This window comes from Flavobacterium sp. SOK18b (assembly GCF_014156605.1).
In the GTDB taxonomy this organism is placed as follows: Bacteria; Bacteroidota; Bacteroidia; order Flavobacteriales; family Flavobacteriaceae; genus Flavobacterium; species Flavobacterium tiangeerense.
Genome location: NZ_QKNZ01000057.1, coordinates 1 through 11,142, shown reverse-complemented (window position 1 = coordinate 11,142; position 11,142 = coordinate 1). Strand labels below are relative to the sequence as shown.

At 31.8% G+C, this 11,142-nt stretch carries 8 protein-coding genes; 4 read left to right on the top strand and 4 right to left on the bottom strand.

Annotated elements, in window-relative coordinates; all coding sequences use genetic code 11:
- Window position 1 precedes the first annotated feature (1 nt).
- Window positions 2-382, top strand: coding sequence for a RidA family protein (locus tag DNC80_RS09480; protein WP_182651000.1), 381 nt, complete (start codon window positions 2-4; stop codon window positions 380-382).
- A 111-nt stretch (window positions 383-493) separates the two neighbouring features.
- Here DNC80_RS09480 and DNC80_RS09475 read toward each other — a convergent pair whose 3' ends face one another.
- From DNC80_RS09475 to DNC80_RS09460, 4 genes are all read right to left on the bottom strand, one after another.
- Window positions 494-1,345, bottom strand: coding sequence for an N-acetylglucosamine kinase (locus DNC80_RS09475; RefSeq protein ID WP_182650999.1), 852 nt, complete (start codon window positions 1,343-1,345; stop codon window positions 494-496).
- 129 nt (window positions 1,346-1,474) lie between these two features.
- Window positions 1,475-2,479, bottom strand: coding sequence for a type I glyceraldehyde-3-phosphate dehydrogenase (gene gap, locus DNC80_RS09470; RefSeq protein WP_182650998.1), 1,005 nt, complete (start codon window positions 2,477-2,479; stop codon window positions 1,475-1,477).
- 72 nt (window positions 2,480-2,551) lie between these two features.
- Complete coding sequence (pfkA, locus tag DNC80_RS09465; RefSeq protein WP_086454612.1) at window positions 2,552-3,538, bottom strand: 6-phosphofructokinase; 987 nt, start codon at window positions 3,536-3,538, stop codon at window positions 2,552-2,554.
- A 307-nt stretch (window positions 3,539-3,845) separates the two neighbouring features.
- Entirely contained in the window at window positions 3,846-8,252 is a 4,407-nt protein-coding gene (locus DNC80_RS09460) for a translocation/assembly module TamB domain-containing protein (protein ID WP_182650997.1), read from the bottom strand.
- Between the two features lie 222 nt (window positions 8,253-8,474).
- Between DNC80_RS09460 and tsaD the strand changes: the two genes are divergently transcribed.
- Genes tsaD through DNC80_RS09445 form a run of 3 tightly spaced genes read left to right on the top strand, consistent with a single transcriptional unit; the run spans window position 8,475 to window position 10,860 of the window.
- Window positions 8,475-9,497, top strand: coding sequence for a tRNA (adenosine(37)-N6)-threonylcarbamoyltransferase complex transferase subunit TsaD (tsaD, locus tag DNC80_RS09455; protein WP_086455257.1), 1,023 nt, complete (start codon window positions 8,475-8,477; stop codon window positions 9,495-9,497).
- 6 nt (window positions 9,498-9,503) lie between these two features.
- Window positions 9,504-10,211, top strand: a complete 708-nt coding sequence (locus DNC80_RS09450) for a 16S rRNA (uracil(1498)-N(3))-methyltransferase (RefSeq protein ID WP_182650996.1) — start codon at window positions 9,504-9,506, stop codon at window positions 10,209-10,211.
- Window positions 10,212-10,221: 10 nt separating this feature from the next.
- Window positions 10,222-10,860: a DUF4159 domain-containing protein gene (locus DNC80_RS09445; protein ID WP_182650995.1), complete on the top strand. Its 639-nt coding sequence runs from the start codon at window positions 10,222-10,224 to the stop codon at window positions 10,858-10,860.
- Window positions 10,861-11,142 lie beyond the last annotated feature (282 nt).

Sequence of the window (11,142 nt, the reverse complement as noted above, 5' to 3'; positions counted from 1 at the left end):
CATGAAAAAAATAATTTTTACTAAAAATGCTCCTGCTCCAATAGGTCCTTATAGCCAAGCTGTACTAAAAGGGAATACACTTTATACTTCTGGTCAAATTGCTTTAGATCCATCAACTGGAGAACTAATAACATCGTCAATTGAGGCTGAAACCGAGCAAGTAATGCAAAACATGAAAGCAGTTCTTGAAGCAGCAGAAATGACATTTGAAAATGTTGTTAAAACAACTATTTTCATCATGGACATGAATGATTTTGCTCAAATAAATACTGTTTACGGTTCCTATTTTGACGAAAAATCAGCTCCTGCTCGTGAAACTGTCCAGGTAGCTTGTTTACCAAAAAATGTTAATGTAGAAATTTCAATGATTGCCATATCGTAATATAAATTTACAGCGTTTAAAACTGTAAATTGAATATAAAAAAAGTCCTTACTAATTCTTAAAAAAGCATCGCTTTGCAAGAATTAGTAAGGACTTTTATATTATGTGACTCTATTTATTTAAATTGTGATAAGCGATTAAGCCATCAATAGGTCTTCTTAAAACATTACCCAATTGTAGTTCATATTTATCAAAATTTTCCTGCAATTCTTCTTTTAAGTAAAAAGCAATAGAACCTACAAAATGAACTTTTACCTCTTTACAATTATCAAATTGCTTGATATAATTTTTAACAAAAGATTTCATTCCCTTAAAAATTATTTTCCTGCAAAACTCTGTCTCTTTATGCTGAATTAAAAACTTTGCAAAAGTAGCCAGATAAGCGTTAGGATTAGGCTCCTTATACAACTTACTTTTTATAGCATCTGGATCTAAGTCATACTCTTTTTCAAATTCAACAGCCAATTCTTTTGGCATTTTGTTAAAGTAATACTTTCTAATTAATTCTTTTCCAAAAACATTTCCACTGCAATCATCCATCGCAATATAACCTAGAGATTGTACTTTTTGATGCAACTCTTTACCATCAAAGTAACTACAATTTGATCCTGTTCCTAGTATAGACACTATTGCTTTTTCTCCTTTTGGAGTAGTAGCATACACAGCTGCATAGGTATCTTCTTTAACATCAATGATTGCATTAACAAAATAGTTTTGAAAAACTTGTGAAAGTGCTATTTTCATCCTGTCAGTACCACAACCTGCACCATAAAAGAATAAATGAGTAGCATTCTTTTTATTGTGTAAAATATCAAAACGATCGTTCAATCTTTCAATAATTTCATCTGGTTCAAGCACTTCGGGGTTTAACCCAAGTGTTTGTGTTGTAAATAAAATTTTACCATTGTCATCTATCGCAATCCAATCGGCTTTAGTAGATCCGCTATCAACTATTAGTCTCATTTTTTTTTAGTTTATTAGTGTGTGTTGCCCGTTTAATATAAAGTCATAACCATTTAATTTCTATACCAAAGCAACAAAAAATAAAATCCCGTTACAGCATGATAACGGGATTTGTAAATATATAAAGAATTATTTTAACCCTGCAATGTGCACAGATAAATCAATTAACTTACTAGAATAACCATACTCATTATCATACCAAGAAACTATTTTGAAAAAAGTAGAATTTAACCCAATTCCTGCAGTTGCATCTACAATTGAAGTTCTTTTATCAGAAATAAAATCTTGAGATACTACAGCGTCTTCAGTATAGCCTAATATTCCTTTCATAGTTGTCTCAGATGCATTTTTTAAAACTGCCATAATCTCTTCGTATGAAGTTTCTTTAGCAACTTTTACCGTTAAATCTACTGCAGATACATCAACAGTAGGAACACGGAAAGCCATACCAGTTAATTTTCCATTCAATTCAGGAATAACTTTTCCTACTGCTTTTGCGGCGCCTGTAGAAGATGGTATAATATTAACACTTGCAGCACGTCCGCCTCTCCAGTCTTTTTTTGATGGACCATCTGCTGTCATTTGAGTTGAAGTGGTAGCATGAACCGTTGTCATTAACGCCTCTACAATTCCGAAATTATCATGAATTACTTTAGCTAATGGTGCAAGGCAATTGGTAGTACAAGATGCATTAGAAACCACTAAATCTGTTGCTTTTGCAGTTTCATGATTTACTCCCATAACAAACATTGGTGCATCTGCAGATGGAGCAGAAATAATAACTTTTTTAGCACCTCCTTTAATATGCTCACTAGCAGTTTCTATAGTTGTAAAAATACCCGTGCATTCAGCAACTACATCAACATCTACTTCATTCCATTTCAAATCAGCTGGATTTCTTTCGGCAGTGATACGGATGTTTCTTCCATTTACATATAATTTTCCTTCTTTAACTTCAACAGTACCGTCAAAACGACCGTGAACTGAATCATATTTCAATAAATAAGCTAGGTGATCTACATCTAATAAATCGTTTATTGCTACTACCTCTACATTATCTCTATTAAAAGTTTCTCTAAAAACGATTCTTCCAATTCTACCAAATCCGTTAATTCCTAATTTTACTTTTGACATTTTAATTTAATTTTTTTGTTTATTTTTCTTTTCTACCTAAAGTCTAATTTCCTCACAATAAACTTTAATTAACTATGTCGACATGATGTCTGATACTCTTAATAATTCTCTATCAATCATGGATTCTCCTTTAATAGCTTGTTCCAAAGGCGTCAATGTTACTTGATCATTTTGCAACCCTACCATATAACTCGATTTACCTTCTAGTAACGATTCAACTGCTTTTACACCTAACCTACTTGCTAGAACTCTATCAAAACAAGAAGGGGATCCTCCACGCTGCATATGACCTAAAACAGAAACTCGAACATCATATTCTGGTAAATTAGCCTCTACGTAATCCTTAAGTTCAAATACATTTTTACCAATTTTATCACCTTCGGCAATGACTACTATACTTGATGATTTTCCAGAAGCCTTACTTTTCTGTAAAGATTCGAGTAATCTATCTAGTCCTAAATCTTCTTCAGGAATCAATATCTCTTCTGCTCCAGCACCTATACCCGCATTTAAAGCAATATGTCCCGCATCTCTACCCATCACCTCAACAAAAAACAAGCGGTTGTGTGAACTTGCTGTATCTCTTATTTTATCAATAACATCAACAACTGTATTTAATGCTGTATCATAACCTAAAGTATGACTCGTACCGAATATGTCATTATCTATAGTTCCTGGGATTCCCATTACTGGAAAATTAAATTCTGAATTAAATAATAATCCACCCGTAAAAGTTCCATCACCTCCTATTACAACCAGTGCATCTATACCTGCTTTGGTTAAATTTTCATGTGCCTTTTTTCTACCTTCTGGGGTTTTAAATTCTAGGGAACGCGCAGATTTTAATATGGTTCCTCCTTTATTAACAATATTGTTTACACTACGAGGTCCCATATCTTTAAAGTCTCCTTCAATCATACCTTGGTACCCTCTATAAATCCCTATACATTCTATGTTATGGTAAGCACAAGTTCTAACTACAGATCGAATTGCTGCATTCATTCCTGGGGAGTCTCCACCTGAAGTAAGAACACCTACTTTCTTAATTGTTTTTGGCATTTTTATAATATTAAAGTGTAAAACTAACAAACATTAACCACTTATGAGACAGTGTTTTTTATTAATTAAAAGGCTGTCTTAAATTCAAACGTTTTCGTTGATAAGTTTTTTTAAAACACTATTAAATTACGCTATTAATTACTAAAAGTAAAAATTTATTCACTTTTAGTAAAATATTAACGTTTTAATACCAAATAAAATAAAGGATTGTAATTCAGATATTTCTAATGAAATTCAGATAATTTGGACTCCAGCTCATATAAATAAGCAGTTGTAGTAAAGTATAATTTACAAGTATGGTTCTTGTTTAATACTCCTCTGGCAGAAGGCCTTCTTGATTTTTCTTAATAGGTTCTGGCGTTTTTTTCTTGGATTTAGAAAAATTAATATAATCTGGAGCCATTTCAGAATCTTGATCATCAGACTGCGATGCTCCTACTTTTTCTATTTTAAGGTTTTTAAAGATTTTATTTACCAACTCTTTAAAAGTATCAAAATCTACTTCATAAGACACCCCTAAACCTTGGGTATAACCAATTCCTTGACCTACATAATTGATGTCATTTTCTTTATTAAAAAGTCTGAGATTAAGAGTCCCATCTTCGTTAACACGATAAAGCACCTCAACATCGCCTACAATTGCAGACTCATTAATTCCTCCAAATGGAACTCCTAACTTGCCATTTATTGTAATACGTTCGTTTATTTTAGATGAAATTGTAGCAACAAATCTACCATCCGTTTCTTTTCCTAATCGCCTGTCAGCTCCAATAAAATTTAGACCTACTTTGAATTTTTCATCATCAGAGCGAATGATTCCACCCAAAATGCTCGAAGCCGTTTCAAACAAACTCCCTGAAAAATCAGATTGATTTACACCTTCAGGACTTAAAAAACCACCCGATGACAATAAATACAAAGCTTGCGTTTGTCTTACATCCTTATCATTTAATTTATACTGAATTTCCGATTTCAAAACAGTACTTACCGTAGGGAATTCGATATTGAAATCAGGCTCAGGACTTGTTAAATCTCCTCGCACGCCTATCACAACCTCTACTGGAACTTTTGAATTAAAAGACGCATTATCTAATAAAACTGCTGGATTTGCTGTTGTTTTGTATATAGCTTCAAGGTTAAGTTGTGCTTTCATAGGATTACCTTCCCATGTTATTGATCCACCTTTTTTTACTGCAAACTTTTTATCAATAAGACCTCCATATTTAAAATTGTAAGTTCCTTCATATGCCTGGAAATCTCCCCACATGTTAAATTTACCAAGGGTATTAATTTTAAATAGTAAAGACCCAAAGCCTTTACCTTTCATACCATGACCTGTATTTCGATCCAGTATCACTTCAACCTCAGCATCCGGAGTAATGTCAAAATCAAATTCAAGTTCTAAACCGTTGTAATTTCGTGTGTTTTCAACAATCCCGTTTTTAATGTTGTATTTTTCTTTTTCTGTTACAAAATGAATAAATACATTATCACTTACACTTTCAGCATTATTAATCGGAATTTTAACAGCTGTACCTTTTTCTGATTTGGCATCAACTTTTATAAATAAACTATTGGTAGGCCCTTTAATTGTTGCGCTACCATCAATGAAAGCAGTGCCGTAGTACGCTGCATCTTCGCTATCTTTTGTATCTAATGCAACTAATCTTTTTGAATTTATGGCCAAGTCTAATTTCCAATCTGAGAAATTATTGTGTCCGATATACCCGTTTAAATTTCCTACTGTACCATATTTAGTATCTGTTAAGGTATTGTTCCTAAACAAAAACTTCTCATTTGTCAAATCTATTATGGTATTGTCACTCAAACCATAGTCCACGTTAAGATATGGAATTGTCAAACCTGCTTTGTCTAAAAATAATCTTCCGTTAATGGTAGGATCTTGTAACTTGCCCTCAATACTTGCATTACCACCTACAGAACCTCTTATATTGGATAAAACATCACCACCTAGGGAATTAAGCGTTGCAATATTAAACTTATCAAATTTTAATTTTAAGTCTAAAATGGTTTCTTTATTGACAATTTCAAAATTCCCGTCGGCATTAAATGATTCTAAATTTTCGTTTTCTAAGTTTGAGTTTATGGTGAATTTTTTAAAAGTTTCATCACCCTCAACATCAAATTTCAAAATACCCAAATCAGTTTTGTTTACATTTAATTTATCAATGACTATTGCAGCCGTAGGCTGGTAAACATTTTTATTTTGTTTAAAATCTATTTCACCATTTATATTTCCTTGTACAACTAGTTTATTGTTTGTGGGGGTAATTTGGTTTAAGTTGACATCTTTAAAACTTAATTTCAAATCCTTAAAATCACTTCCTTTTAGATTTCCATCCAATGCTATAGACTGATTTTCATGGGAAAGTACCAGCCTATCAATGTCAAAATTCTCCAAAGATTTATCAAAAACAATTTGATTATCAGGCGTTTCATTTTCGTTTAAAAACCACAAATAATCTTTAAACTTGACTTCAGATTTACTGATACCTACAACATTATTATTGTCCTTATTGATAGTATGATACAAGTTGAGATTGTAATAATCTTCGGCTTTGGGACCACCTTTAAATTCAGATCTAAAAAACAACGTATCCTTGTGTGTCACATTGATCAAACTGAAATCTCTTATTTTATAATACTTGGTTTTTATACTATCAAGCTCAACATATGCATTATAAAGCGGATTTTTATTATCAACAGCTACTCTTATATTATCAAATGTTATGTTTGAAGCTGTTATTTGCGGGGAATTAAAATCTAATTTAAATTCATGATCATCTGAACTGATACTCCCCTTAACAATTGTATTGGCTCCGATGGCAATATCTGGGTAAAAAATCTCAATAATTTTATTGTAGATAGAAAAATTAAAGTTCAAAAACTGTCCTTGTTTTACTTTTAAGGGTTTAAAATTAGTGTATAAACTTCCTAACGAATTCTTTACTAAATTTTGCAATTGATTGAATTCATATCTCCCTACAATCTCACCTTGAACAATATCGGGAGAATTCACAGTTATAGTCCTTACTTTATTATCGTCAAAAGTTGAATTGATCGTAAAATCATTAAAGACATAAGTATCCTTAGCGTTTTTATAAGATGTTTTATTGATAAAAACAGTTCCCTCAAAATTTTCTATTGAATTACCAGATGCTTGTACTTCAACATCTCCTTTGAAAACAGAAACAGGATCATTCATCAATTTCAATTTTTTCAAATCGGCATTGATTACATTAATTTGAAAATCATATTTACTATCTTTTTTACTTAAATCTAAAGCGCCATCAAAAGTCATTTTCAAATTAGGATCATCAATCTGGATGTCTCCAATGTAATTAGGACTCGCAAGATTACCGTTTAAAGTAATATTTGTATAATTATAACCTTTAAACTCTATTTGGCTAACTTGACCATTCACCGCAGTGTTCAAATACTTTTGATTAAACCCTTGACCATCTACATCAATATCAAGAGAAACTTTTCCTAAATCTTTCTGATCAATCATGGTACCTAAATCAAAATTATCTAAGATTACAGTACCAATGTAGGATGCTTTATCAATTTCGTTAATGTTATTGATGTACAAATTTGAAGTTACTTTCCCTAATGCTGTTATCATAGAAAAATCAGCTTCAACGGCTGTAGTTGTAACAGATGCAGTCCCTTCAGTACTAAAACGTCCTAATTTTTGTAAAGAAGTAGGCAGTTTATTGCCTAAAATGTTGGGCAGAATTACAACTAAATCATCATAAGTAGAAGTCAATTTATCAAACTTAGAAAACATTGAAAATTGTTGTCCTTTTCTAGCAAATAAATTCTTGAAATTGATGTCACCTATTAACTGTGTTTTTCGCTCATCAATTAAATTTAACTTAGAAAACTGTAAATCATTTAGCGTTCCCTTGATCTTTGATTTTAAATTAAATCGCTGGTTTTTACCTAATTCTTTATAAAAATATCGAATATCATTTGATGCAATTGTAGCTGCATCTAATTGAATATCAAATACTACTTTATCATTAAAATTAGAAAAATCTTCAATTTTGTATTTAAGAATAACTTCTCCTTTAAGAGAGGATTCCTTGGTTTGCAAATCTAGTTTTTCAAGTTTGATATTTTTTTTGGAATATGAAAATTTCGATTTCAAATTTTTAACATACAATCCTCTAAAATCTAGAAAGGACATCTTATTGATACTGGTAGAAACTTCTGGACCAAAAATTAAAAAATCAGTAACCGATGCATTCAATTTTGTGAAATCTACATTTTTTGGTGTTTCTCTGTTTTCATCAATTAATATAAATCTTCCATCGTAAATTTGTAAGGTATTGGCTTTCATTAAAAATTTTCGATTGGAACGTTTTCCAGTCTCAAATGATTTAATAAACTTATCCATGTTCGTCTCTTTTTCACCCTTGTATGTTTTTAGGTTAAAAAGTAATCCGTAAACATCCAGATTATCAAAAATAAGATCTCCATTCAGCATTTTTTTGCCTTCAAGAATAGTGGTAGCAATACGCTCCGAATATATCAAAGTATCCTTTCGGTGGTCTCTTATTAATACATTTTTAAATTTAACACCTCCAAAAACTGAAATTGAAACACCTTCAACATTTATATTTGTACCATAATCTTTATTCACAGTATCCGTAAAATAACGTGCTATCCTAGTTTGTACGGCAGGCATAGTTAGAGCAATACCCGCAACAAGCAGCAGAACTAGTAGCCCAAGCAACACTCTAAAAACTATTTTAATTACTTTTTTGATACTTAATTGAATTTATTCATTTAAAATTTAATTTTGCTTTTGCAAACACAACTTCCTTTGCTAAAAATTCTCTAATTTTGAAAATTACAAATGTGATCCGTACGACGCGTACAAATTGTAACTCAAAATTCATACCCATTTATGCAAAATCCTGAGGTTTTTATACTTGCAATAGAAAGTTCTTGCGATGATACCGCCGCTGCAGTTTTAAAAAACGACAAAGTACTATCAAATGTTGTAGCAAACCAACTTATTCACAATCAATACGGGGGTGTTGTTCCTGAACTTGCCTCTAGGGCTCATCAACAAAACATTGTTCCTGTAGTAGATGCTGCACTTAAAAAAGCAAATATACAAAAAGAACAGCTATCTGCAATTGCATTTACACAAGGTCCTGGCCTTATGGGCTCCTTGCTGGTAGGAAGTTCTTTTGCAAAATCATTGGCTCTAGCCTTAAACATTCCGCTTCTTGCAATAAATCACATGCAAGCTCATGTTTTAGCGCATTTTATTGATGAAGAAGGATTTGAAAAACCAAGCTTTCCATTTTTAGCATTAACTATAAGCGGAGGTCATACTCAAATTATAAAGGTAGAAGATTATTTTACCATGACCATAATTGGCGAAACCACTGATGATGCTGTAGGCGAAGCATTTGATAAAAGTGCCAAAATACTTGGTCTGCCCTATCCTGGCGGTCCTTTAATAGATAAATATGCTCAACTAGGAAATCCAAAAGCATTTCCATTTACCAAACCTAAGGTGGCAGGATTAGATTTTAGTTTTTCGGGATTAAAGACGGCAATTCTCTATTTTATTCAAAAGAAAACAGCCGAAAATCCAAATTTTGTAACTGAAAACCTAAACGATATTTGCGCCTCAATACAGCATACTATTATAGAAATTTTAATGGATAAAATTAAACTTGCTGTAAAAGAAACAGGTATTAAACAAATTGCAATTGGAGGCGGCGTATCTGCAAACTCCGGCATAAGGACTACTTTAAAGGAAACCGAAAAAAAATACGGTTGGAAAACCTATATACCAAAATTTGAATACACAACCGATAACGCTGCAATGATAGGAATTGTAGGATATCAAAAATATTTATCACAAACATTTGAAAACTCTAATGTAGTTTCAAAAGCTAGAATACAATTTTAAAAAACTATGCAATTATTTTACAACCCTACAATAAATGAAAACACTCAAAATTTTTCATTTGACAAAGAAGAAAGCAAACACATAATAAAAGTTTTACGCAAGAAAGATGCTGACATTCTTCATGTTACTAATGGTAATGGTTTATTATTTACAACACAAATAACATTAGCATCAGACAATAAATGTACTGTTGATATTATTTCGTTTATACAAATAGCACCCTCGACTTTCAAACTTCACCTTGCAGTTGCTCCAACCAAAATGAACGACCGTTACGAATGGTTCCTTGAAAAAGCAACCGAAATTGGAGTTCATGAAATAACACCTGTTTTTTGTGATCGTTCAGAACGAAAAAATTGTAATAAAGAACGTTTCGAAAAAATAGTATTAACCGCTATGAAACAATCAAACGCCGTTTTTTTACCAAAAATAAATGATGCTATATCATTTAAAGATTTTATAAAACTCAATCCTTCAGGTGTAAAAATCATAGCACATTGCGAGGAAACTGAAAAAAAATCATTAAAAAGTATTTTACAAAAAAACGTAGATTATACCATTCTAATAGGTCCAGAGGGAGATTTTTCAGAAAAAGAAATTCAACTAGCACTCGAAAACGAATACGCTCCTGTGATGCTAGGCGAAACACGATTGAGAACTGAAACTGCTGCCATTGTTGCCTGTCACAGTGTTATTTTCACAAATGAAAACTAAGATCAATTCCATGAAACATTTTTTTTATTTCATAATCCTTTTTAGCTCTAGCTTGTTTGCTCAGGAAATTGCATTAGTAAAATACAGCGGCGGTGGAGATTGGTATGCAAATCCAACTTCATTGCCTAATTTAATTAAATTTTGCAACAGCAATATCAATACCCGCATTAAACAAAAACCAGCTACTGTTGAAACATCAAGCCCTGATTTATTGTCATATCCTTATATTCATTTAACAGGGCATGGCAATGTAGTTTTTAATGATACCGAAGTCAGTAATCTTAGAAATTATTTAGTAGCAGGTGGTTTTTTGCACATTGATGACAACTACGGCATGGATCAGTACATTAAAAAAGAAATAAAGAAAATTTTCCCCAATACAAATTTAGTAGAAATACCTGCCACACATCCCATTTTTCAAAAACCATTTGCTTTCCCAAATGGCTTACCAAAAATTCATGAGCATGACGGCAAAAGACCGCAAGCTTTTGGAATATTTATCGAAAATAAACTTGTTCTATTGTACACCTATGAAAGTGACCTAGGTGACGGATGGGAAGATCCTGAGGTAAACAACGATCCAAAAGAAGTACGCGATAAGGCGCTAAAAATGGGCGCCAATATCATTCATTACATTTTTAATAATTAAATTAATACATAACATCTAACTAAAAGTTAACTAATTGTTATCTTCCCAGATTAAATAATAGTTCATAATACCAACCTCTTGTAAATGCTACTTTATAATATAATCAAGCCGAAAAGCAATCTTACACTTGATTTTCAGTGAACTAACTTTCAAACTTTAGATTCACAAAACGCATTTCTTTCCTAAACTACTGAAATTAGATATTTCTTATTAAATTGATACTTATTCAATCAATATCATATTTTAGTTCCTAATTTCTTTTCGTATTACCACATTATAAGC